A 22,317-nucleotide genomic window follows, 5' to 3' on the forward strand; every position below is an offset into this window, starting at 1 on the left:
TTGCGGATTTTCCGGCTTGTCTCTGCAACCAGAGAGGCGCGGATGAAACAGCGCCTCCGGGGAGCAAACAGACGTTAACTGCGGGCAGGGCGGGGCAATCGCATGATCTTCATTCATGTTGGGCCGTTTCCGTTCAAACCGCACAGGTAAGAAGGAAAGAACCGGAATGAAACGCAAAGTTTTCTCATGGATGCTCGGCGCCGCCGTCAGCATGGCCACGGCCGCCACGGCCTCCGCCGGCACGCTTGAAGACGTGAAGGCGAAGGGTTTCGTGCAATGTGGCGTGAGCCAGGGCCTCGCCGGCTTCTCGATTGCCGACAGCAACAACAACTGGACCGGCCTCGACGTTGATTTCTGCAGGGCCGTCGCCGCCGCCATCTTCAACGATCCCACCAAGGTCAAGTTCACCCCGCTCTCCGCCAAGGAGCGCTTCACGGCGCTGCAGTCCGGCGAAGTGGACATTCTCTCGCGCAACTCCACCTGGACGATGAGCCGCGATACCTCGCTCGGCCTCAAGTTCGCGGGCGTCATGTATTATGACGGCCAGGGCTTCATGGTGAAGAAGTCGATGGGCATCGACTCGGCGCTGAAGCTTGATGGCGCCACCGTCTGCACCAACACCGGCACCACCACCGAGTTGAACCTCGCCGACTATTTCAAGGCCAACAACATGAAGTATCAGGTTGTGGCCATCGAGGATTCAAACCAGGTGCGCCAGGCCTATGACGAAGGCCGCTGCGATATCTTCACCACTGACCAGTCCGGCCTCTATGCCGAGCGCCTGGCCCTCAAGAACCCCGACGATCACGTCGTTCTGCCGGAAATCATTTCCAAGGAGCCCCTGGGCCCCGTGGTACGGCAGGGCGATGACGCCTGGTTCAACGTCGTGAAGTGGACGTATTTCGCGCTGCTCACGGCGGAAGAGGATGGCATCACCAAGGCCAATGTGGATGAAATGCTGAAATCCACCAATCCCGAAATCCAGCGCGTGCTGGGCGTGAAGAACGCGGACGGCACCGCCGCCGGCTTCGGCACCGGCATCGGCCTCGACGAGGATTGGGTCGTCCATATCGTCAAGGCGGTGGGCAACTACGGCGAAGTGTTCGAGCGCAACGTCGGCATGAGCACGCCGCTCAAGATCGCCCGCGGCAAGAACGCGCTGTGGAAAGACGGCGGCCTGCAATACGCGCCCCCGATCCGCTGACATCGTTGAAGGGCCCGGCCGCGCGCCGGGCCCTTTTCTGCCTTTAGGCCCAGACCGGAAAACCGGCGGGTTCGGCCACATGGGAGTGGTGCAAGGGGAAGGTTAAGGGGCATGACGATGGCCGCCGGGACGCGCGACGTCCCGAAAGTATCTGTCTGGAATGATCCGAAAGTCCGGGCCGTCTTTTTTCAGGCGGCGCTTCTCGCGGTCCTTCTGTTTCTTCTGTACGAGATTGTCCACAACACGATTGCCAACCTGCACCGGCTGGGCAAGGGCTTCGGCTATGGGTTCCTGTCGCAGACCGCAGGCTTCGACATTATCCAGCGGCTGATCGACTATTCCAGCAGTTCCACCTATGGCCGCGCGCTGGAAGTTGGCCTCCTCAACACCATCCTGATCGCCGTCGTCAGCATCGCCACGGCCACCATCATCGGATTCACGGTCGGCATCATGCGCCTGTCCAGCAACTGGATCGTCTCGCGCGTCGCCACCGTCTATATCGAGTTCTTCCGCAACATACCGCTGCTGCTGCAAATCTTCTTCTGGTACAATTTCGTCGTCATCCAGTCCCTGCCGGAACTGAAACAGGCGGTCAGCGTCGGCGGCCTGTTCTTCCTGTCGAAAAAAGGTTTCATGTTTCCCGCCCCTGTCTTTGGAGAGGGCGGGTGGATGGGCCTTGTGGGGCTGGCGTTGGCGATCGTTGCCATCATCATTATGGTGCCCTGGGCCAAGGCGCGGCTGGTCTCCACCGGCAAGCCATTCCCCGTATTCTGGGCGTCGATCGGTCTTTTGATTCTTTTGCCGCTTCTGGGCCTTGCGCTGGCGGGCTTTCCGGTCACGTGGGACGTGCCGCAGAAGACCGCCTTCAACTTTCGTGGCGGCGCGGCAATGATCCCGGAGATGATGGCGCTCTATCTGGCGCTGTCGATCTATCACGCCACCTACATTGCGGAAGCCGTCCGCGCCGGCGTGCAATCGGTCAACAAGGGACAAACCGAGGCGGCGAATGCGCTCGGTCTCCGCTCCGGCCCCACGCTTCGCCATGTCGTCATTCCGCAGGCCATGCGCGTGGTCATTCCGCCGCTCGCCAGCACCTACATGAACCTCACCAAAAACTCCTCGCTGGCGGTGGGCATCGGCTATCCTGATCTCGTGGCGGTGGGCGGCACCGTGCTGAACCAGACGGGCAAGGCCATCGAGATCGTGTCGATCTGGATGCTGGTCTATGGCTCACTCAGCCTCCTCACCTCGCTGCTGATGAACTGGTTCAATTCCCGCATGAAACTGGTGGAGCGCTGAGATGGCCCGCGCCGAACCGATCGCCTATGTGCGCAGCGAGGATGCGCCGCGCCTGCCGCCGCCCGCGAATATGTCGGGCGTCTACGGATGGATGCGCGCCAACCTGTTTTCAAGCCTGCTCAGTTCCATCCTCACCATTCTGCTCGGTGCCTTCGCGCTGTGGGTGATTTGGGGCCTGCTTGATTTCGCCCTGTTCCGCGCAGTCTGGTCGGGGGCGGATCGCAATGCCTGCCTTGGCGAGCAGCTCGGCGCCTGCTGGCCCATGGCGCGGGACAAGCTGCCGCAATGGATTTACGGCTTTTACCCCATCGACCAGCGCTGGCGGGTGAACCTGTGTTTCCTGGCGCTGGTGGCGGGCGCTGTGCCCATGCTGATCCCTTCCGCGCCCTACAAGGGCCTGAACGCCATCTATTTGTTCATCGTCTTTCCGCTCATCGCGCTGATCCTTCTCACCGGCGGCAATCTCAATTTCGGCCCGCAGGGCTATGTGTCGATGGTGGTGTTCCTGCTTTTCCTCGCATCGCTGGTGCCGCTGATCGCCTTCGGGGTGGAGGACGGGATCTCGCGGAACTTCGTCGGGCTTGGCCTCGCGGCGCTGGCGCTCATCCTGTGGCTGGCCTCTTTCGCCATCGATCCCATCCGCGTCCGGCTCTTTGATTTTGACTATGACGCTATTCCGCTGGCCGTCGAAGTGCTGAGCTGTCTTGCCGGATTGATGTCGCTGGCGGTCACCGTGTTCGGCAAAAAGGGCAGGGGCATGCCCGTGGTGGCGGCTTGGGGGCTGCTGCTGCTTGCGATCATGGCCGCCATGTTCGTGCTCGACATTGATTTCGGGCTGCAGCGCGTGGAGACGCCGCAATGGGGCGGCTTCCTCGTTACCATGGTGGTGGCCATCACCGGCATCGTCACATCGCTCCCGCTCGGCATTCTTCTCGCCCTTGGCCGCCGCTCGCAGATGCCGGTGGTGAAGTTCCTGTCCATCACCTTCATCGAACTGATCCGCGCCGTGCCGCTCATCACCGTGCTGTTCATGTCCAGCGTCATGCTGCCGCTGTTCCTGCCGCCCGGCGTCTCTTTCGACAAATTGCTCCGTGCGCTGATCGGCGTGGCGCTGTTCTCCTCCGCCTATATGGCGGAGACGGTGCGCGGCGGCCTGCAGGCCATCCCCAAGGGGCAATATGAAGGCGCGCAGGCGCTGGGGCTTTCCTACTGGCAGATGATGTACAAGATCGTGCTGCCGCAGGCGCTCAAGATTTCCATTCCCAACATCGTCGGCAATTTCATTTCGCTGTTCAAGGATACGACGCTGGTGCTCATCATCGGCCTGTTCGACCTGTTGGGCATTGTGCAGTCGAGCCTGCGTGACGCCGCATGGGCCACGCCCGTTTCAGCGCCCACGGGCTATCTATCCGTTGCACTCATTTACTGGGTCTGCTGTTTCGGCATGTCGCGCTATGCGGCTTTCACCGAGCGCAGGCTGCAGACCGGACACAAGAGGTAAGACATGGCGAATCCCGCTCCCAAGATGAACGTCAGCGACGAGGTCGCCATCGAAATCCACAACATGAACAAGTGGTATGGCGAGTTTCATGTGCTGCGCGACATCAACCTCACCGTCTACAAGGGCGAGCGCATCGTCATCTGCGGGCCGTCGGGCTCCGGCAAGTCCACGCTCATCCGCTGCATCAACCGCCTTGAGGAGCACCAGAGCGGCGACATCGTCGTCGACGGCACCACCCTCACCAACGATCTCAAGAAGATCGACGAGGTGCGCCGCGAGGTCGGCATGGTGTTCCAGCACTTCAACCTGTTCCCGCATCTGACCATCCTCGAGAACTGCACGCTGGCGCCCATCTGGGTGCGCAAGATGCCGAAGAAGGATGCTGAGGAAATCGCCATGAAATTCCTCAAGCGCGTGAAGATCCCCGAGCAGGCCAACAAATATCCGGGCCAGCTTTCGGGCGGCCAGCAGCAGCGCGTCGCCATCGCCCGCGCACTTTGCATGAACCCCAAGATCATGCTGTTCGATGAGCCGACCTCGGCGCTCGATCCCGAAATGGTGAAGGAGGTGCTCGACACCATGGTGGGCCTCGCCGAGGAGGGCATGACCATGCTTTGCGTCACCCATGAAATGGGCTTCGCGAGGCAGGTGGCGAACCGGGTCATCTTCATGGATCAGGGTCAGATCGTCGAGCAGAACGCGCCGGCCGAATTCTTCTCCAATCCGAAGAGCGAGCGCACCAAGCTGTTCCTCAGCCAGATCCTGCACTGACGCCTTTTCACGCTCCGCCGTCCGGTCTAGCGTCCGGCGTAATCGAAGGGATTCGCGCCATGAGACGGCTTGCCGTGTTTCTTGCATTTCTCCTGTCGGCCTTCTCGCTGGCCCACGCCTCCACGCTGTCCGATGTGAAGGCGCGGGGCAAACTGCTGTGCGGCGTCAATCCGGGCCTCCAGGGTTTCGCGGCACAAGCGGCGGACGGCGCATGGGCGGGCTTCGACGTCGATTTCTGCAAGGCCGTCGCCGCCGCCGTGCTGGGCGATGCGGCGAAGGTGGAGTTCGTGCCGCTCAATGCGGTGGAGCGGTTCGACAAGCTCAAGTCCGGCGCTGTCGACGTGCTGGCCCGCAACACCACATGGACGATGCAGCGCGAAACCGGCGCCGCCATCCGCTTCGCGGGCGTCTCCTATCACGATGGCCAGGGCTTCATCGTCAAGAAGCTGCTGGGCGTCACCTCGGCGCTCAATCTCACGGGCGCGTCGATCTGCTTTCTCTCGGGCACCACGACGAAGGACAATGTGGAGGATTTCTTCCGCGAGAAGCAGATGGCCTTCACGCCGGTGATGTTCGACAACATCACCGACCTGGTGAAGGCCTTCGATGCCGCGAAATGCGACACCTACACCGCCGACATGTCGCAGCTCTATGCGATCCGCCTCAAGCTCACCAATCCCGACGACTCGATCGTGCTGCCCGATGTGATTTCCAAGGAGCCGTTGGGCCCCGCCGTGCGTCAGGGCGACGAGCAATGGTTCAACATCGTGCGCTGGACGCTCTTCGCACTGATCGACGCGGAGGAGATGGGCGTGTCGTCGGCGGGCGTTGACGCGATGAAGACGGAGAGCGCCAAGCCCGATGTCCGGCGGCTCCTCGGCCTCGAAGGCACCTTCGGGGCCGACATGGGCCTCGATCCAGACTGGGCCGCCCGCGCCATCAAGGCGGTTGGCAATTACGGCGAAATCTTCGACCGCAATCTCGGCAAGGCCTCGCCGCTCTTGATCGAGCGCGGCCTCAACGCATTGTGGAACGCCGGCGGCATCCTCTACGCCCCGCCGGTGCGGTAATCATTCTTGTTGACACATTCGTATAATTATACGAATGTGCATACATGAACAAGCCTCTGATCATCCGCAAAGTCGGCAATTCGCTGAGCCTGACGATTTCGGACATCGCCAAGGACCTGGGCCTTGGCGAGGGCGACAAGGTGTTCGTGGCCCGCACGCCGCGCGGCTTCGAGATCACGCCCTATGACGCGAATTTCGACACGGCTGTCGAAACCGCGCGCGCGTTTATGCGCAAATATCCCAACGCCATGAAGAAACTGGCGGAATAGCACCCATCATGATCTGGCTGACAACTGCCATGGTGGAGGCCTTCCACCGTGAATCCCTTGTGCGTTTTGGCGGCGCGGATGGCTTGCGCGACGAGGGCCTGCTGCTCAGCGCCCTGGCGCGCCCGGAAAACATTTTTGCCTATGAGCCGGATGCGGATATTTTCCGCCTCGCCGCCGCCTATTGCGCGGGCGTGGTGAAAAACCATCCCTTCATCGATGGCAACAAGCGCACCGGCACGCTCTGCGCCGTGGTCTTTCTCGGCCTCAATGATGTGGCCGTCGAGTTCGACGAAGCGATGATCGTCACCATGATCTATGGCCTCGCGGCGGGCGAGATCAGCGAAGACGCGCTTGCCGCATGGCTGCGGGAGTTGGCAGTTTAGATCAGGCTCCCACCGCCACCGGCAGGTCCGCCGCCGCGCCCCACTCCGTCCAAGACCCGTCATAGAGCGCATGCGACGGCGCGCCGATCTGCGTGAGCGCCAGCGACAGGATGGCCGCCGTCACGCCGGAACCGCAACTGGTGATGACCGGCTTTGCCACATCCACGCCCGCCGCGGCGAAAACCTTGCGCAGTTCATCCACCTCTTTCAGCGTGCCATCGGCATTCAGCAGCGTGGCGTAATGCACGTTCCTCGCACCCGGCATGTGGCCGGGGCGCACGCCGGGCCGGGGCTCGATTTCTTCGCCGCGAAAGCGCGTCGGCGAACGCGCATCCGCCACTTGCGCGGTGTGGCCGGAAAGTGCCGCCGCCACGTCATCGCGGCTTTTCACCATCGCCCCGTTCAGCCGCGCCGTGAAATGGCGCTCCTGCGGGCGGCTGGCCGGGCCTTCCGCCAGGGCGCGGCCCTCGGCCTTCCACTTCGGCAGGCCGCCATCCAGCACCGCCACCTTGTCATGCCCGAATGCCCTAAACATCCACCACACGCGCGCGGCGGAAAACAGCCCCGCCGAGTTATAGACGATCACCTGCTGCCCGTCGCCCACGCCCAGCTTCCGCACGCGCGAGGAAAACTTCTCTGGCGAAGGCAGCATGTGGGGCAGGGATGAATCCGTATCGGCAATCTCGTCGATGTCGAAGAACTGCGCGCCCGGAATATGGCCGCCCGCGAACTCCGCCTTCGCATCGCGCTTGGTGGCGGGCATGTGCCATGAGGCATCGAGAATGGCGATATCGGGCGATCCCAGATGCTCCGCCAGCCACGCCGTCGAGACGATATCATTGCTCATTGAAACACCAGCCGGATGCGCCTGTTGATCTTGCCCTTGTTCTCGATCTTCGCCACCGCGATGGGGCCGATGGCAGAAGTGGAGGAAAGATGCGTGCCGCCGCAGGGCTGCAAATCGATCCTGCCGTCGTCACCGATCATCACCAGCCGCACGCGCCCCGTGCCGCGCGGCGGCTTGACGGACATGGTGCGGATCAGATGCTGGTTGGCGTCCATCTCCTCATCGCTGATCCAGCGGAAGGAGACGGCATGATCCTCCGTGATCAGACGATTGATGGTGACCGCCAGTTCCGCCTTGTCAGGAATCTGGCCCTCGGGAATGTCAAAGTCGATGCGCCCGCCATCCTCGGTGATGGCGCCGCCCGTCACGGGAAAGGGCACGGAGGCGCAGAGCAGGTGCATCAGCGTGTGGGCGCGCATGTTGCGGTAACGGTTGTCCCAGTCGAGCGCGGCTTTCACATTCGCACCCGCGGGCGGCAGCGGCTGGCCATCGGTTGGCACATGCACCACGTTTTTCGCTTCGTCATAGACGGTCGTGGCGATCACCGCCTCGCCGCCATCCCAACTGATGCAGCCCCTGTCGCCCGGCTGCCCGCCGGCCGTGGCGTAAAACACTGTTTGGTCAAGCACGATCCCGCCCCGCTCATTCACCGAAAGCACGGTGGCATCGCAGTGTCTCAAATATGCGTCATCGCGGAAGAGCAGGGTGGTCATCAAGCACAATCACGCCGGAACCGTCTCGAACACCTCCGGCACATCGGGCTTCTGCTCCAGCCATGCAGGCACCGGCAGGTTCTTCTCGCGCAGGAAGGCGGGGTTAAACATCTTGGAGGCATAGCGCGTGCCATAGTCGCACAGCACCGTCACGATGGTGTGGCCCGGCCCCATCTCCTTCGCCATGCGGATGGCGCCTGCCACGTTCACGCCGGTGGAGCCGCCCATGCACAGCCCTTCATGTTGCAGAAGGTCGAAAGCGATCGCCACCGACTCGGCGTCGGGAATCTGGAAGGCCTCATCCACGATGGCCCCTTCCAGATTGGCGGTGATGCGCCCTTGCCCAATCCCTTCGGTGATGGAGGAGCCTTCGGACTTGAGTTCGCCCGTCTTGTAATAGCTGTAAAGCGCTGCACCCGGCGGGTCGGCCAGCGCCACCTTGATGGTCTTGTTGCGGGCCTTGAGTCCCATGCTGCAGCCGGCCAGCGTGCCGCCGGAGCCGACGGCGGACACGAAGGCATCCACCTTGCCGCCCGTCTGCTCCCAGATTTCAGGCGCCGTTCCCTCGATATGAGCCAGGCGGTTCGCCACATTGTCAAACTGGTTGGCCCATACAGCACCCATGGCCTTGGCCAGGCGGCCCGAATATTTCACGTAATTGTTCGGATTCTTGTAGGCGACGGCGGGCACCTCAACGAGTTCCGCGCCAAGCTGGCGCAGCGCATCCTTCTTCTCCTGGCTCTGCGTCACCGGGATCACGATGACGGAGCGGAAGCCCATGGCATTGGCCACCACTGTCAGGCCGATGCCGGTGTTTCCGGCGGTGCCCTCGACAATGGTGCCGCCCGGTTTCAGCGTGCCCTTGGCAATCGCGTCACGGATGATGAACAGCGCGGCACGGTCCTTCACCGACTGGCCGGGATTCATGAACTCGGCCTTGCCGAGAATGGTGCAGCCCGTCATCTCCGATGCCTTGCGCAGCTTGATGAGCGGGGTGTTGCCGATGGCGGCGATCACGTCTTGCTTGATGTCCATGGGGCTAGACATGCCCCAGCCGCCGCCATCCGTCAAATCCGCGCAAGGGCACAAAGCCGCCTTGATGCTTTCGCAGTTTTAACATTGTCATCGGTCACCTTTCGCCTTGATGACGGCGGCTGGAGTGTTAATCTCCGGCCGGCAGAGGGGGCCTTCTGCACGCGATCCGATGGAGTGTCCGCGATCATGTTGGCGAACCATAGCCTGAGCTGCCTCACCGGCGCAGCCCTGGCCGTCATGCTGGGAACGGGGGCCGCCTTGGCCCATGATCCGTCCGGCAAGGGCGGCATCCCCCCTGAATATGTGAAGCGCATGGTGCCTGCCAACAAGGCCATGCTGGCCATGGATGATTCCGATCAGGCCAAGGGCGTCTATGCCAAGGTCGTGCAATGGCCGCCTGATTTCGCCAAGCTCCGCGTGTGCTTCATGGGCGGCAATGACCAGATCAATTTGAGGATCGCCCAGATCGCCAGCCGCTGGACGGATGATCCCAAGATGGGCATCAGGTTCGCCTTCACCGTCAATGGCAAGCCGCGCAAATGCGATCCGAACGCCAGGGAATTGCAGATCCGCGTGTCTTACGACAAGCCCGGCTACTGGTCGCTGCTCGGCCAGTCCAGCACCATCTATGCCAAGCAGGATGAGGCCTCGCTCAATCTCGAGAATTTCGACAAGGCCTCGGATATGTCGGTGTTCGACAAGCCTGACGTTCAGGGCGTGATCCTGCATGAATTCGGCCACGCGCTGGGCCTCATGCATGAACATCAAAGCCCCGCCGCCGATTGCGTCAACGAGTTCAACTGGGATTATCTCAACAAGCAGCTCGCAGGCCCGCCCAACAACTGGGACAAGCAGACGATTGAAACCAATATGGCCCCCTATGTGGGCGAAGACCTGAAGCTGATGCTGACGGATTTCGATGCCAAGTCGGTGATGCTCTATTATTTCCCGCCCGACTATTATCTCAAGGGCAAGCAGGCCTCCTGCTATATTCCGTCGCCCAACGATGACATCTCGTCCACAGACCGCGAGACCATCGAATTCATGTATCCTGCTGACCAGGGCCAGCGCATCACCAACTTCGCCGACAGCAAGGCCCAGTTCATGAAAATCTGGGACAAGAGCGGCGATGAGGGCACGCGCGATGCCACGCTGAATCTGCCCGCCCTTTATTTCACGGCGGCCGGTGTCAAGGCCGACGATCCCGACTGAGCGTCACGTTAAGCAACCTGCCGCGATTCTTCGCGGCGCTTCCGTTCAATGACACCGATGGAGACATGAGAACCATGACGGCGATGATGAAATCTGTTCTGCTTTCCGGCGCAGCCCTCGCGCTCTGCGTGGGCGCGGCCCAGGCACATGACCCTTCTGGCAAGGGCGGCCTGCCGCCCGAATATGTGAAGCGCATGATCGCCGGCATGAAGGCGCTGGAAGCGGTCGATGATTCCGATCAGGCCAAGGGCATCTACAGCCAGCTCGTCCAGTGGACGCCGGAATATTCCAAGCTCCGCGTGTGTTTCATGGGCGGCTCCGATGAAGTGAACCTCAAGGTGGCGCAGATCGCCAGCAAGTGGACGGACGATCCCAAGATGGGCCTCAAGTTCGCCTTCACCGTGAATGGCAAGCCGCGCAAATGCGATCCCAACGGCAAACCCTCGCAGATTCGCGTCTCCTACGATCAGCCCGGCTACTGGTCGCAGCTCGGCCAGAACGGCGTGGTCTACACGGCCCAGAACGAGGCCACGCTCAATCTCGAAGGCTTCGACAAGGCGACCGACATGTCGGTGTTCGACAAGCCGGACATTCAGGGCGTCATCCTCCATGAATTCGGCCATGCGCTGGGCTTCATGCACGAGCATCAGAGCCCGGTCGCCAATTGCGGCAACGAGTTCAACTGGGACTTCATCGTGAAATACCTGTCCGGCCCGCCCAACAACTGGGACAAGGACACCATCGCCTTCAACATGGCGCCCTATGTGGGCGAGGATCTGAAGCTGATGCTCACCGACTTCGATCCGAAGTCGATCATGCTCTATTATTTCCCCGCCGATTATTACCTCAAGGGCAAGGACAGCTCCTGCTACATCCCCTCCGCCAATGACGTGATCTCGGAGACCGACCGCACGACGGTTGAATACATGTATCCCGCCGATCCGGGCGAGCGTCAGGCGCACTTCCAGCAGCGCGCCGAGGCCTTCACCAAGATATGGGACAAGGGCCAGGCCGACGGCACCACCCGCGACGCGACGATCGATTTCCCCACGCTCTATCTCAAGAGCCCCGGCGTATCTGCCAGCGACGCCGACTGAACCCATATCGCATGAGAAAACCCCGGCTCTGGCCGGGGTTTTCGTTTTCCCCCGTCGAATCCCGATTTTACTTTGCAACAGGCCACGCTAAGGTCAGGCGATGGGGAGATTGTTCGGCATCAAGATGGGGCAGGTGGCGGCGCATCGCGTCAAGACCTTCCTGATCGCCGCCTTCACCGTGCTGGCGATGCTGGCGGGGTTCGGCCAGCGCGTGCTGGATTCTCACAACGGGCTGGGCGATGCCGATCATCTGGTGGCCCTGTCGCTCACCATGTCGGGCGTGCCGAAGGAGGCGCTGCCCGTCACTTTCCTCGATGTCGATGACAGGACACGCAGCCTGTGGGGCGCCACAAGCTCGACGCCGCACGCCGCACTGGCCGAACTCATCAGGATGTCGGAGACCAACAAGGCGGCGGCCATTCTCGTTGATTTCGATTTGTCGCCGTCCATCGAAGGTCAGGCGGCTGATCCGCAGCTTTCCGCGCTTCTCCGCAGCTATCCCGCCGATGCACCGCTTCTGCTTCTGGTGCGCAAGATCGGCTTCACGAAAGCGCAAGGCACCGCCATGGCGGCGGGCGATGGCCCCACGCTCTATGATGCCGATGTGGCGCGCAAGCCCAACATTCGCTGGGTCACGACATTGAACGACATCGGCGGTGACCGTTCGGTGCGCCGCCTCAAGCTGTGGCAAACCGTGTGCGATGGCGCCAATGGCGTTGCCTATCCCGCCGCTGTCCTGGTGATGAGCGCCCTGCCGGTGAAGGGCGTGTCCCATGATGCGGACCTCAAGGCGTTCCTCGATGCGCAGGTGAAAATCGAGTGCGGCCATGAAGAGGCGAAGCTGCCGCCATGGCCGCCCGTCACCTCGGCGGTGGCGCAAATTCCCTTTGTCTTTGCCGATACGGCGGGAGCACCCGCCATGTTCCGCATCACTCGGGATGGCCAGCAGGTGGTGGCGCTCCGCCGCATCAGCGCCGCGCAACTCGTCACGATGACCAACGATGTCGCCGCCCCCGCAGGAGATATTGATGCCGATCCCTTCGCCAATCGCGCGGTGATCCTCGGCGCCAGCCATGCCGACTCCGGCGATATCTACGCAACGCCCTTCGGCAACATGCCGGGCGCGCTGGTTCTCGCCAACAGCGTGGTGCAGGCCAAGGCGATTGTCGAAACCGTGCCGGCCTCGCCCTTCTTCAAGAATGTGCTGGCGGTGATCCTGTTCATCATTCTGGCTTACATCGCCCGCACCTTCATCGGCGCCGTCGCCATCATCGCCTTGAGTCTCGTCACTCTGGCGGCGCTCTTCATCATCTCGCGCTGGTTCAGCTTTGCGACGGGCATTGATGTGGTGTCGGTGGCCGTCCCCGGTTTTGCCCTATTTAAGCTCTTTGACTCCCTTATGGATATCGCCAGTCACGTGCCAAGGAAGGGGTGGCGCGCGATTCTCAGATGAAACCCGGAGTTCCCGCCTTGAAACGTCTGCTGCTCGTCCTTCTCGCCATTCTTCCCTTTCACATTCTCACCGCCCATGCCGCCACAGCGCCCGCGGGCTATATCGTGTCGATGTCGCTGGCCGGTGAAGACGTTTCGGCCAAGACGGCCGTGGTGCGCGCCGGCAAGGAACTGCCGCCCAAGCTGATGATGCCCGTCTATGCCGGAGACGTGGTCTTCCTGCGCGACAAGGCTAGCGCCATCTCGCTGGAGATGGGAGATGGCTCCACCGTCGCCATCGGCGGCACGGTTCTCCGCTACAATGTGCAGGGCGAAATCCCCACCGGCGATGATGCGTGGAGCGTCTTGACTGCCATCGGCACCGTTCTGGCAGGCGGCGAGGAAGTGGCCCCCGTCAACATGGTGTCGAAGGGCGATGGCGATCCGCTGGCCGTGCCGCTCGCCGTGCGCGGCACCAATTTCGTGCCCCAGAATACCAAGCAGCTCTGGCTTCCATGGGCGGGCGGCGCCGGGCCTTTCACCCTCACCATCAAGGTGGGCGAAGCCGAATGGGCCACGCAAACCGTGAAGGACCGCGAGGCCACCTTCGCCATCCCGAAAGACGGTGACGGGCGCTTCTCGGTGGTGATCGCCGACAGCGGCCATGAACGCATGACTGTGCGTTTTCGCGCCCAGAAGGATGTTCCGCAGCTTCCGGCGAAGATCAAGGCATCGGCTCCCGGCAAGACAGCGGGCCTCCTGGTCCACGCCGCATGGCTCGCCGAACAGGCGCGCGGATCATGGCGCGTGACGGCGGCGCAGCAGCTTCACGCCGCGAAGCAGCCCGCTGCCGCCGAGCTTCTGGCAAAGCTCGCGCAGGGCTGGAAGCTGCAATAAGCCTTAAGGCTTCACGTCGAACACGAACAGGCGGCCCGTCATCTTCGGGCCGTCATCCGTTTCGGGCGCGGCACTCACGCCGCGCGTGGCGCCGCCTTCCACATTGCCGATCAGCGAGGCAAGCTTCTGGTTGGCGCTGCGGGTTCCGGCGATCTCGACATCGCGCGTCTGCTGCATGGCCTGCAATGTCGGCTGCGTGAGAGCGCAGAGGCGCGGCGGCTCATGCGCGGCGAGCTTCGGCACCGCCAGCACCACGAAGTTTTCAGCGCCGACGGTGGAAGGCTTGTTGGCCTTCTCGTCCCACGTATCGATCCAGAAGCGGAACTGCAGCGGCTTGTCGGCGCCTGCGGGCAGGGTGCGCACGCAGCCGCGCTTGGCCGTATTGGCGGGGATCGCCGAAACGCCGCCCAGCGCATCCACATAAAACCCGGCGACGTAATAATCGAGATCGCCCTCATTCGTCACGTCGATGTCGACGTAGCTGCAATTGCCCGCCGCTGCGGGAAGCAGCGGCTGAAGATCAACAGGCTTTGCGTCGGCGGGCGCATCAATCCCGGCGCACGCAGCCTTGTCGTCCTGCTTTGGCGAGCGGGCAATCGTGGCCTTGATCTTCAACCCGTCATCCTCGCCGCCATTTGGTTCCATGGCGGAGGTCACGCGCAACAGCTTCGCCGCCCGCGCCAGGCTCCACACGGCGGCTTTCAGCGCCGCGCCGGTTTTCTCTGGCCCATCTCCCAGTGCGATGCTCGGTGTTTCGTTGTAAGCGCCAGCCGCCGTCACCCAGGGCCGGTCGGCGCGCACCACCCACAGCCGGTTGTTCTTCACGCGAAGCATCACGTCCGCATCCGGGTTTCCGGCATCGCCCAGCGAGACGCCGAGAGTCTGCGCATCATCCTTGAACGCCGCGTCGATGGCGGAGGCGGTCTCGGCCTTGGCCGAAGCGTCTGAGAAATCTTCAGCAGGCGGCGGCGCCACCACGAAGCGGAAATTGATGGCAGGCTCGGTGACAACGGCAGCGATGGTGCCATTGCTGATCTGGTCCGCGCCCTGAACCCAGTCGATATTCTCCGCCGTGCTGTCAACCGCCGATGATGTGGCGATCGTCACGTGGCCGATCGGCTTGTCCACCTTGCCCGGCGCATAAAGCGCCAGCTGGGCGCCTTCCTCGAAGCCCTGCAGCGTTCCGGCGGGGAAGGAGATTTTTCCATCCTGCACCAGTCCGCTCACCGAATTGGGCAACCTGTCGCCGGTGCTGCCGGGGATCGGCTCGTCGAGATCGCCGTCGAACACCGGCGGCGGCACCTTGCCTCCCGTGCGGTCGGAGGAAAGCTCCGCCACCACCTGCTGCGCCAGGTCGCGATAGGTCGAGGCCGTGTTCTCGGTCAGCGCGCGATGGATCAAATAGGTGAACACGCCCATGCGCTGCTTCTTGGGATCGTCTCCCACCATTGGCATGTTGTAGCCGGGGAAGGGCCGCTCGATCGCCTGGTCCGAACTTTCAACCGCATAGAAACCGACCAGCCCGCCATCACCCGGAATTTCCACCGCCGCCCGCAGCGTGCCGTCGCGCTCGGTGGAGCGCGTGGCATCAGGGGCAGGGGTCGGCGTATCGGGCACGCCCAGCGTGGCGGGGTCGACGGAACGCACCACCTCTTCGCCGCGCGTCACCGTGCCGGAATGGCAGGCATCCACGATGGCCCACACGAAAGCGCCCTTGTTGCGGATGGCGGTAATCTTGTCGCCCAGCGTGTTGTCGACCAGCGCATTGCGGATGGTCATCTTGATCGGGTCATAGGAGCCCACATCGGCGGGCAGCAGCACCTGGTCCATGCCATCGGCTTCGGGCTCGTCCTGCAAATATTTGGGGTCGGCGGGTTGGCGCGTGCCATGGCCGGAATAATAGAAGATCACCGTGTCGCCGCGCTGCGCCACCTTGGCGAGACGGTCCAGTTCGGCGAGAATATTGGTGCTGATCGGCAGTCCCTTGGCCACCGGATAATCCGGGCTGATTGGCAAATGATCGGTCAGCACCGTCAGGTCATCGGGCGAAGCGCCGCGCGCCTTCAGCGCCCGCCACATGATAGACACGTCGTTCCGGGGCCCGAGCAGGCTGTGGATGCCGGAGGCTTCGTTGTAATCGGCAACGCCCACCAGCAGCGCCATCGTCTTGGCATCGGCATCGGGGCTTCCCCACATGGCCCCGGCAAACACCGCGCCCGCCATCAGGATGGTTTTCAATGCTTTCATGCGCCTGCTCCGAACCACTGATGCCCCGCCGCATTTCTCACAGGAAAAATGTGGCGCAACAACGGAAAAGAAGGGTGCACGCGGAGACTTTGCGTTTCCGTTCGCTAGTTCTCGCTCCCGGACGCGCCGCGTATCGGGTTCAGCGTGTCGACGCCTTCAAAATGCCTGTCATTGTCCGTGACGACAACGCAGCCGTTCACCTCCGCCACCGCAGCGATGATGGTGTCGAGTCCGCTGCGCGGCCGGCCCATTGCGGTGGCCTTTGCCATGAGCCTTCCCCACGCAAGCGCCGCAGGTTCATCAAACGGAAGAACGCGGCCTGAAAAAAGAGCCTGTGGTCCCGTTGGCCCCGTGAACCATGAGTCGAGTTGATCGCGCCGCTTTCCGGCGGGCTTCTGCAAAATGCCGCGATGGATTTCGGCGATGGTGAGCGAGGCGATGAACAGATCGCCGTCCTGCTGTTCAGCCATCCAGGCGATGAGCGTTTCGGAAGGAGCCGGTTTCGCAAAGTTGCTGATGATGTTGGTATCCAGAAGGTACCGCATCAGATGTCAGCCTGCCGTCCTTCTTCATAAGGCCGGGACGTGTCGATATCTGAGCCCATAAGGGGTGACGCCAACAAGGCCCTGAGAATGCCGCCTTTCACAGGTGGCTCACCTGGGATCGTCTGGGTGACGGCGGCGCGCAGCCGGTCGGCGTCAGACCCGCCTTTCGCCAGAAGCCTCGCCACCATCCGGATAAGCTGGCGGTCTTTGTCGCGGCCAACCACTTCAAACCGCGCCATGCCGCGCGCCGTCAGACGGCTCCGGTAATTGTCGATTGCACGGCGCTGGGGGCTTTTTCTCATGGCGGGCCTATCCTGATATTACCGGTAATATAACCAGAATATTTGGAATCTACAAGGATCACTCCCGCATGTCGTCTCGAACATCGGGCGTTTGATGATGTTCACCTACTCTCTCCTTCGGCGGGCGTGACCCGCCGATCCAGACTTTCAACGCGGGAAATGGTTGAGAGTTCGGTTGGCCGGGTCGAGCCCGGCCATGGAGAGGAGGAAGGATCGGCCCGATTTAGCGCCTCACGCGGCTAACCAGCCTTCTTTCCATATTTGCTTCTGATGGCGGCACGGCGGGCCTCATGGGGCATGCCCGAAGCCTCGAAGTGCCTGAACATGCGTTGCATGTCTTTGGAAACAACAAGTCCCTCGACCCGATTCAAGGAGTAGGATGCCTCAAGCCCCAGCTTCAGAGACGTCTTTTTGCGAGGCTTGTTTTCAGGACGCTTGTCGCTCTTGAACATGGATAGAGCATAGCACAACATCGGCAGAAAATCGCTTGTGAAAATTTGGCTCGGCGAGCCGGAGCAAACTGCGAACTTCGCGTTGCCGATTGCCGTCGAACGTACGCCAGAGCTTCCGAAGCGCCGAAAACGTGATCGGGACCGCGAAGAACGCATTCGACTGGCCGGCGGCCCGAAACCCTCGCTGCGAGAAAAAGCATATGCTTTTGCCCGCGGAAGGGCCACCGTGAGAACTTACGATTTCACCGCCATCGGTATCCCAAGGCACTATCTGACCTGGATGTGCGAAGAGGGCTTGCTGGAGAAGGTCGGCTACGGAGTCTATCGCGCTGTCGATCGCGAGGCTGCGTGATCCGGCTCGACCTACAGATCGATGTCGCGCTGAAAAACGCGGTCGCGTGTCAGATCGAGGTCCGCTCCAATCAGCGGCGGTCGCAGAAGCGCGGTGACGATGCCGCCTTTGCAGGCGAGAGCTTCGCCGACTTTGGTTCTGATGCGATCGGCGTCAGAGCCTCCTTGCGCAAGCCTCTCCGCCAAGGATCGGATCATGTCGCGGTCGCTCTCCAATACTGCGACCTCGTATCGAACGATCTTGGGTTGGGATGTCGTGTTCGTGACTGCTCTCCCTTCACATACTAACAATCGGCGTTACCCAAGCTTGCTCGTCGATTGATAGTCGCGACCAACGCCCGCGGGTAAAAGGCCGACCTCAAACCTGCGGGCCAACTGGACTATGCCTTTTCGGACATATCCTCCAGTTGCTTGAGCGGGCCTTCCAGTATCGGACCCCATTTAGCGGGATAGACGATGTCAGGCCCTGCCTCCGAGGTCGAGTATCTCAGCCCTTTGTTGGCCCATGCCTGCAGATCGGAAATCGCATATATGACCCGCCCGCCAATTTTTCGGTAGATGGGGCCAGTTCCATAGGTGCGAGGCTTCTCGAGCGTTCGAGCCGAAAGCGCTAGGAACCGCGCGGCCTCCTTAGTGACAAGAAAACGCGGTGGAATTGTAGGTAAGTAGCTCACGTGTATTTCCCCATTTTTTCCCGTCGCAGATGACGGGTGCCGCGAGGAATCGGCGGAGCGGCCCGGGGCGCAATGGATCGCGCGCCAGCCGCGTCGGCCCACTATCCCGGGGCGCTTGGGAAGCCTATTCGTCAGCCTGAATTTTCGATAGAACGTAATGAGAACTAGAAGGATGGCCGTCGTCGACTGAATCGTGACTGCCGAGGAGAGTTTATGGCGGCGAGCGTGTTCTTTTCATATTCCCACGTTGATGAGGCGCTGCGGGACCAGGTGGAGACGCAGCTTGCCCTGCTGAAGCGTCAGGGGATCATCGAGACTTGGCATGACAGACGGATCGGTGGGGGCGAGGAATTTGCAGGCGCTATCGAGCAGCATGTCGAAACCGACGACATCATTCTGCTGCTCGTCAGCGCCGACTTTATCGCCTCAGACTATTGCTACGATATCGAGATGAAGCGCGCGATGGAGCGGCACGCGGCTGGAGAGGCGATCGTCATCCCGGTGATCTTGCGCGCGTGCGACTGGCATGGGGCTCCGTTCGGCAAGCTCAACGCCACTCCGCCCAACGGCACACCGATTACGCAATATCCAGATCGCGACCAAGCGCTGCTGGAAGTCGCGAAGGCGGTTCGGGGAGCAGTGGCTCGCCTGGCGCCCAAGGTCTCGCCATCCATCGGACCCAGACCCGTCGCCGCAGAAGCTGATGCTCCGCGTTCCTCCCTTCCGGCCGGTCCTCGGTCGAGCAATCTCGCCCTCGCAAAGGCATTTACAGAGCGCGACAAGGACCGCTTCAAGCGGGACAGCTTCGAATATATGGCGCGGTTCTTCGAGAATTCGCTCGGCGAGCTGGCAGCCCGGAACGATGGGATCGAGGGCGATTTTCGCCGTATCGACGCTGATCGGTTCGCGGCCGTCGTCTACAAGCAGGGGCAGGCTGTGTCCCGCTGCACGGTGTTCTTGGGAGACCGCACCTTCGCCGGCGGCATTGCGTACTCGGCGTCAGAGACGTCCGCCAGCAATGGCTACAATGAGCTCCTATCGGTTGAAGCGGACGACCAATCCATGTTTCTGCATAGCATGGGCATGGCGGCGATGAGTGGTAATCGAGACGCCGCAAAGCTAACGCAGGAAGGCGCGGCCGAACTTTACTGGGGGATGCTTATTGAGCGCCTTCAGCCGAGCCGATGGGGGTAAGTATCTTGGACAGGGGAGCGCATTTCTACCGTTGCGATTTTCAGGTGCATACGCCGCGCGATTTGCGCTGGGCGGGGCCGGAGGCTGTTACCGAAGACGAGCGCTTAGCCTACAGCCGGCGCTTTATTGAAGCCTGCCGAGACAAGGGTCTTCAGGCCGTCGCTATCACAGATCATCATTGCATGACCTTCCTGCCGTTTATTCGGCGCGCGGCAGAGGAAGAGCTGGCTGCGGACGGCTCGGAGCTTGCGCCTGAAGATAGGCTGGTCGTGTTCCCGGGCATGGAGCTGACGCTGGGTGTGCCCTGCCAGGCGATCGTAATCTTCGATGCTGACTTTCCCAACGATATGTTTTCGCTGGCAATGACCGCATTGGCGATCACTCAAAATGAAGCCGCGCAATCCAAGGTACGCGATGTCGTGCGGCTTGGGACGATCACGACGTTTTCCGAGTTGAAGGCCAAGCTCGACGCGCACGAATACATCCGTGGCCGCTACATCGTCTTGCCAAATGTCACGGATGAAGGGCAGCATTCTCTTCTGCGCGCGGGGCAAACCGACAAATATATCGAGATGCCTTGCGTCGGCGGCTACAGCGATGGCCGCTACGACGCACTACGCGAGGGCACCAAGAACAAGCTGTCCGGCAAGGACCGCGCGTGGGGCCACAAGCGGATCGCCTGCATCCAGACCTCCGATAGCCGGCGCGACGATCACACGACGCTCGGCATGCCCTCGACCTGGATCAAGTGGGCGACGCCGACCGCGGAAGCGTTGCGGCAGGCCTGTCTCGCGCAAGAATCACGAGTCGCCCATGACGCGCCGCATGTGCCCGAGACCTTCGTTGCTGGCCTGAGCGTCAGCAATTCCAGTTTCCTCGGGCCGCTCGATCTTGACCTCAACCCGCAATACAGCGCGCTGATCGGCGGCCGTGGTACAGGCAAGTCGACGGTTCTTGAATACCTCCGCTGGGCGCTCTGCGATCAGCCGCCAAGCGGCGACGAGGACGAGGCACCGAACTATCAGGCCCGGCGCCGGCGTTTGATCGACGGCACGCTAAAGCCGCACCTTGCGACGGTGGACGTGACCTACGTGCTGAACGGGGTGCCGCACCTGGTGCGGCGCGCCAGTGTCGACGGTAGTGTGCAGATGAAGATCGGTGCGGGCGCACTGCAACCTTGTACCGAGGAAGAGGTAAGGGCGCTGCTCCCGATTCAGGCCTACAGCCAGAAGCAGCTCAGCGACGTGAGCGTGCGGATTGAGGAGCTGACGCGATTCATCACGGCGCCGATCAGAGGCGACCTCGACCGGCTGCAACGGCAAACGCTTGACCGGGCGAACCGCATTCGGGAAGCTTATGCTACTCGCCAGCGGTTCCGCGATCTTACGCGGACGTTGCACAATCGCCAGCTCGAAGAGCGTTCGATCACCCAGCAGGCGAACACGATACGCGCATCGCTGACGGGGCTATCCGACGTCGATCGCGTGCTACTCGATCAGGGGCAGCACTACACCGCCGCAGGTTCTCTTGTCGCCTCGTGGAAGGTCGGCGCGGGTACGATCAGCCAGAAGGCCCGCGAGTTGCACCAGCTTGTCCAGGCGCAGCGAGCGTCATTGCAGCCGGTGCCGGCCGAGCCCGCCTCCATGAAGGAAACGCTCGAGGCAGCGCGCGCTCAATACGACGGACTGCTGGAATCAACCCTCGCATCACTCTCTGAAATCACGGCCGCCGCGGGGATGATCGAAGGCCGGGAGGGGGCGGCAGGCCCGTGGGAGGTCTGGAACGCAGGCCAGGCCGCGTTCCAGACGGAATATGCCGCGGCTATGGAGCGCTCGTCGTCTCATACCGAAAAGCTGCAACAGCTTCGCGCCATGGAAGCTCGCGTGGCAGAGTTGGCGGCCGAGACGACGCGGACCCGCGAGACACTGGCGACCTTAGCAACGGCAGACGAGAATTATTCGACGGCTCGCGATCAATGGCTCGGTGCGCAGGCCGAGCACGACGACCTGGTCGACCGCGAATGTGCGGCATTGACAGCCCGCTCTGGCGGCCTGATCCGCGTGGCCGTCAAGCGATATGCCGACCCTGCGGCCTTCATCGCAAACTTGCGCTCGGCGCTTCAGGGGTCGCGGGTGCAATCGGCGCGGCTTGATGCGTTGGGCGAGGCGATCATCGCCGCGGCCGACCCCAAGGCCGCATGGTTGGCCGCTCTGACGGAGCTCGAAGGCCTCGCGGATTATGACGCCGAGCGCGGCTCGCCTGGCACGCGGCCGGGCTCCGTCGCACTTCTCGGGATGGGGCTGAACGCCGGCGACATCGACCGGATCGCGCAGCACTTCACCCCGGAAAACTGGCTCGTGCTTTCCCTGACGCCGATCGAGTCCGTGCCGGTTTACGAATTCCGGGCGCGAGAAGGGGAGTATATTCCCTTCAAGAACGCGTCGGCCGGGCAACAGGCGACGGCCCTCCTGAAGACGCTGTTGAACCAGCCCGGGCCGCCGCTGCTGATCGACCAGCCAGAAGAGGACCTAGACAACCCGGTCATGCTCGAGATCGTCGAACAGCTCTGGGATGCTAAAAAGCTGCGCCAGATCGTATTCGCCAGCCACAACGCCAACCTCGTCGTCAACGGCGACGCCGAACTTGTGGCCTGGTTCGGCTACCGCACGACTGGCGATCAGTCGCGGGGCACGATCAAGGGCGTCGGAGCGATCGACGTAGAGGATGCGCGCGACGCCATCAAACAAATCATGGAGGGCGGTGAGGCCGCCTTCCGGCTACGCCGCGAGAAATACGGCTTCTGATTGCGAGAGCTTACTGGGC

General features: G+C 62.1%; 23 protein-coding genes. 14 read left to right on the forward strand and 9 right to left on the reverse strand.

Features of this window, described 5'->3' with window-relative positions; genetic code table 11:
* The first annotated feature begins 166 nt into the window (after window positions 1–166).
* From QM694_RS02940 to QM694_RS02970, 7 genes are all read left to right on the forward strand, one after another.
* Window positions 167–1,204, forward strand: coding sequence for an amino acid ABC transporter substrate-binding protein (locus QM694_RS02940; RefSeq protein ID WP_415005451.1), 1,038 nt, complete (start codon window positions 167–169; stop codon window positions 1,202–1,204).
* 117 nt (window positions 1,205–1,321) lie between these two features.
* Window positions 1,322–2,503, forward strand: coding sequence for an amino acid ABC transporter permease (locus QM694_RS02945; protein ID WP_415005758.1), 1,182 nt, complete (start codon window positions 1,322–1,324; stop codon window positions 2,501–2,503).
* Window position 2,504: 1 nt separating this feature from the next.
* Window positions 2,505–4,004, forward strand: a complete 1,500-nt coding sequence (locus QM694_RS02950; RefSeq protein ID WP_415005452.1) for an amino acid ABC transporter permease — start codon at window positions 2,505–2,507, stop codon at window positions 4,002–4,004.
* A 3-nt stretch (window positions 4,005–4,007) separates the two neighbouring features.
* Window positions 4,008–4,775, forward strand: coding sequence for an amino acid ABC transporter ATP-binding protein (locus QM694_RS02955; RefSeq protein ID WP_415005453.1), 768 nt, complete (start codon window positions 4,008–4,010; stop codon window positions 4,773–4,775).
* Window positions 4,776–4,834: 59 nt separating this feature from the next.
* On the forward strand, window positions 4,835–5,845 hold the full coding sequence (locus QM694_RS02960) for an amino acid ABC transporter substrate-binding protein (RefSeq protein ID WP_415005454.1): 1,011 nt from the start codon (window positions 4,835–4,837) through the stop codon (window positions 5,843–5,845).
* Window positions 5,846–5,889: 44 nt separating this feature from the next.
* Window positions 5,890–6,114, forward strand: a complete 225-nt coding sequence (locus QM694_RS02965; protein ID WP_415005455.1) for an AbrB/MazE/SpoVT family DNA-binding domain-containing protein — start codon at window positions 5,890–5,892, stop codon at window positions 6,112–6,114.
* A gap of 8 nt (window positions 6,115–6,122) precedes the next feature.
* A complete protein-coding gene (locus QM694_RS02970) occupies window positions 6,123–6,497 on the forward strand; it encodes a type II toxin-antitoxin system death-on-curing family toxin (RefSeq protein ID WP_415005456.1) in 375 nt (124 codons plus the stop codon).
* A 1-nt stretch (window position 6,498) separates the two neighbouring features.
* Here the strand turns inward: QM694_RS02970 and sseA are convergent, their stop codons facing one another.
* From sseA to QM694_RS02985, 3 genes are read right to left on the reverse strand one after another with little or no spacing between them, the layout of a single operon-like run.
* The gene (sseA, locus tag QM694_RS02975; RefSeq protein WP_415005457.1) at window positions 6,499–7,344 is read right to left on the reverse strand and encodes a 3-mercaptopyruvate sulfurtransferase; all 846 of its coding nucleotides are present in this window, start codon (window positions 7,342–7,344) and stop codon (window positions 6,499–6,501) included.
* Entirely contained in the window at window positions 7,341–8,057 is a 717-nt protein-coding gene (locus QM694_RS02980; RefSeq protein ID WP_415005458.1) for an alanyl-tRNA editing protein, read from the reverse strand. The genes sseA and QM694_RS02980 overlap by 4 nt, the downstream gene beginning before the upstream one ends.
* A gap of 9 nt (window positions 8,058–8,066) precedes the next feature.
* On the reverse strand, window positions 8,067–9,092 hold the full coding sequence (locus QM694_RS02985; RefSeq protein ID WP_415005459.1) for a cysteine synthase A: 1,026 nt from the start codon (window positions 9,090–9,092) through the stop codon (window positions 8,067–8,069).
* A gap of 186 nt (window positions 9,093–9,278) precedes the next feature.
* On the opposite strand from QM694_RS02985, the gene QM694_RS02990 reads away from it, so the two are divergent.
* The 4 genes from QM694_RS02990 (at window position 9,279) to QM694_RS03005 (ending at window position 13,729) form a co-directional block, all read left to right on the forward strand.
* Complete coding sequence (locus QM694_RS02990) at window positions 9,279–10,304, forward strand: M12 family metallopeptidase (protein ID WP_415005460.1); 1,026 nt, start codon at window positions 9,279–9,281, stop codon at window positions 10,302–10,304.
* 65 nt (window positions 10,305–10,369) lie between these two features.
* Window positions 10,370–11,401, forward strand: a complete 1,032-nt coding sequence (locus tag QM694_RS02995; protein WP_415005461.1) for a M12 family metallopeptidase — start codon at window positions 10,370–10,372, stop codon at window positions 11,399–11,401.
* Between the two features lie 109 nt (window positions 11,402–11,510).
* Window positions 11,511–12,854 carry a CHASE2 domain-containing protein gene (locus QM694_RS03000; protein ID WP_415005462.1) on the forward strand — a complete coding sequence of 448 codons (1,344 nt, stop codon included), beginning with the start codon at window positions 11,511–11,513 and terminating at the stop codon, window positions 12,852–12,854.
* Window positions 12,855–12,871: 17 nt separating this feature from the next.
* A complete protein-coding gene (locus QM694_RS03005) occupies window positions 12,872–13,729 on the forward strand; it encodes a hypothetical protein (protein ID WP_415005463.1) in 858 nt (285 codons plus the stop codon).
* Between the two features lie 3 nt (window positions 13,730–13,732).
* Here the strand turns inward: QM694_RS03005 and QM694_RS03010 are convergent, their stop codons facing one another.
* The 4 genes from QM694_RS03010 to QM694_RS03025 form a co-directional block, all read right to left on the reverse strand.
* Complete coding sequence (locus tag QM694_RS03010; RefSeq protein ID WP_415005464.1) at window positions 13,733–15,976, reverse strand: caspase family protein; 2,244 nt, start codon at window positions 15,974–15,976, stop codon at window positions 13,733–13,735.
* 104 nt (window positions 15,977–16,080) lie between these two features.
* Window positions 16,081–16,521 carry a type II toxin-antitoxin system VapC family toxin gene (locus QM694_RS03015; RefSeq protein WP_415005465.1) on the reverse strand — a complete coding sequence of 147 codons (441 nt, stop codon included), beginning with the start codon at window positions 16,519–16,521 and terminating at the stop codon, window positions 16,081–16,083.
* Entirely contained in the window at window positions 16,521–16,823 is a 303-nt protein-coding gene (locus QM694_RS03020; RefSeq protein WP_415005466.1) for a hypothetical protein, read from the reverse strand. The genes QM694_RS03015 and QM694_RS03020 overlap by 1 nt, the downstream gene beginning before the upstream one ends.
* A gap of 239 nt (window positions 16,824–17,062) precedes the next feature.
* Window positions 17,063–17,275 carry a hypothetical protein gene (locus QM694_RS03025; RefSeq protein WP_415005467.1) on the reverse strand — a complete coding sequence of 71 codons (213 nt, stop codon included), beginning with the start codon at window positions 17,273–17,275 and terminating at the stop codon, window positions 17,063–17,065.
* A gap of 37 nt (window positions 17,276–17,312) precedes the next feature.
* Between QM694_RS03025 and QM694_RS03030 the strand changes: the two genes are divergently transcribed.
* On the forward strand, window positions 17,313–17,627 hold the full coding sequence (locus QM694_RS03030) for a type IV toxin-antitoxin system AbiEi family antitoxin domain-containing protein (RefSeq protein ID WP_415005468.1): 315 nt from the start codon (window positions 17,313–17,315) through the stop codon (window positions 17,625–17,627).
* 11 nt (window positions 17,628–17,638) lie between these two features.
* On the opposite strand, the gene QM694_RS03035 is transcribed toward QM694_RS03030, so the two are convergent.
* Together QM694_RS03035 and QM694_RS03040 are read right to left on the reverse strand one after the other, a co-directional pair.
* Window positions 17,639–17,824 (reverse strand): hypothetical protein, encoded by a 186-nt coding sequence (locus QM694_RS03035; protein WP_415005469.1) that lies wholly within the window; start codon window positions 17,822–17,824, stop codon window positions 17,639–17,641.
* A 182-nt stretch (window positions 17,825–18,006) separates the two neighbouring features.
* Window positions 18,007–18,300 (reverse strand): helix-turn-helix transcriptional regulator, encoded by a 294-nt coding sequence (locus QM694_RS03040; RefSeq protein ID WP_415005470.1) that lies wholly within the window; start codon window positions 18,298–18,300, stop codon window positions 18,007–18,009.
* Between the two features lie 213 nt (window positions 18,301–18,513).
* Between QM694_RS03040 and QM694_RS03045 the strand changes: the two genes are divergently transcribed.
* Window positions 18,514–19,494: a toll/interleukin-1 receptor domain-containing protein gene (locus QM694_RS03045; protein ID WP_415005471.1), complete on the forward strand. Its 981-nt coding sequence runs from the start codon at window positions 18,514–18,516 to the stop codon at window positions 19,492–19,494.
* A gap of 5 nt (window positions 19,495–19,499) precedes the next feature.
* Window positions 19,500–22,298: a TrlF family AAA-like ATPase gene (locus QM694_RS03050; RefSeq protein WP_415005472.1), complete on the forward strand. Its 2,799-nt coding sequence runs from the start codon at window positions 19,500–19,502 to the stop codon at window positions 22,296–22,298.
* The last annotated feature ends 19 nt before the right edge of the window (window positions 22,299–22,317 follow it).

The organism is Aestuariivirga sp. (assembly GCF_047602625.1).
GTDB lineage: Bacteria > Pseudomonadota > Alphaproteobacteria > Rhizobiales > Aestuariivirgaceae > Aestuariivirga.

What these genes read in the sequence shown, in the direction of transcription:
- QM694_RS02995 (WP_415005461.1), top strand. Translation starts at nt 10,370, where the DNA reads ATGAGAACCATGACGGCGATGATGAAATCTGTTCTGCTTTCCGGCGCA.
- QM694_RS02965 (WP_415005455.1), top strand. Translation starts at nt 5,890, where the DNA reads ATGAACAAGCCTCTGATCATCCGCAAAGTCGGCAATTCGCTGAGCCTG.
- QM694_RS02940 (WP_415005451.1), top strand. Translation starts at nt 167, where the DNA reads ATGAAACGCAAAGTTTTCTCATGGATGCTCGGCGCCGCCGTCAGCATG.
- QM694_RS03020 (WP_415005466.1), bottom strand. Translation starts at nt 16,823, where the DNA reads ATGAGAAAAAGCCCCCAGCGCCGTGCAATCGACAATTACCGGAGCCGT.
- QM694_RS03035 (WP_415005469.1), bottom strand. Translation starts at nt 17,824, where the DNA reads ATGATCCGATCCTTGGCGGAGAGGCTTGCGCAAGGAGGCTCTGACGCC.
- QM694_RS02985 (WP_415005459.1), bottom strand. Translation starts at nt 9,092, where the DNA reads ATGGACATCAAGCAAGACGTGATCGCCGCCATCGGCAACACCCCGCTC.
- QM694_RS02980 (WP_415005458.1), bottom strand. Translation starts at nt 8,057, where the DNA reads ATGACCACCCTGCTCTTCCGCGATGACGCATATTTGAGACACTGCGAT.
- QM694_RS03025 (WP_415005467.1), bottom strand. Translation starts at nt 17,275, where the DNA reads ATGTTCAAGAGCGACAAGCGTCCTGAAAACAAGCCTCGCAAAAAGACG.
- QM694_RS02960 (WP_415005454.1), top strand. Translation starts at nt 4,835, where the DNA reads ATGAGACGGCTTGCCGTGTTTCTTGCATTTCTCCTGTCGGCCTTCTCG.
- sseA (WP_415005457.1), bottom strand. Translation starts at nt 7,344, where the DNA reads ATGAGCAATGATATCGTCTCGACGGCGTGGCTGGCGGAGCATCTGGGA.
- QM694_RS02950 (WP_415005452.1), top strand. Translation starts at nt 2,505, where the DNA reads ATGGCCCGCGCCGAACCGATCGCCTATGTGCGCAGCGAGGATGCGCCG.
- QM694_RS03015 (WP_415005465.1), bottom strand. Translation starts at nt 16,521, where the DNA reads ATGCGGTACCTTCTGGATACCAACATCATCAGCAACTTTGCGAAACCG.
- QM694_RS02990 (WP_415005460.1), top strand. Translation starts at nt 9,279, where the DNA reads ATGTTGGCGAACCATAGCCTGAGCTGCCTCACCGGCGCAGCCCTGGCC.
- QM694_RS02945 (WP_415005758.1), top strand. Translation starts at nt 1,322, where the DNA reads ATGGCCGCCGGGACGCGCGACGTCCCGAAAGTATCTGTCTGGAATGAT.
- QM694_RS03010 (WP_415005464.1), bottom strand. Translation starts at nt 15,976, where the DNA reads ATGAAAGCATTGAAAACCATCCTGATGGCGGGCGCGGTGTTTGCCGGG.
- QM694_RS02955 (WP_415005453.1), top strand. Translation starts at nt 4,008, where the DNA reads ATGGCGAATCCCGCTCCCAAGATGAACGTCAGCGACGAGGTCGCCATC.
- QM694_RS03045 (WP_415005471.1), top strand. Translation starts at nt 18,514, where the DNA reads ATGGCGGCGAGCGTGTTCTTTTCATATTCCCACGTTGATGAGGCGCTG.
- QM694_RS02970 (WP_415005456.1), top strand. Translation starts at nt 6,123, where the DNA reads ATGATCTGGCTGACAACTGCCATGGTGGAGGCCTTCCACCGTGAATCC.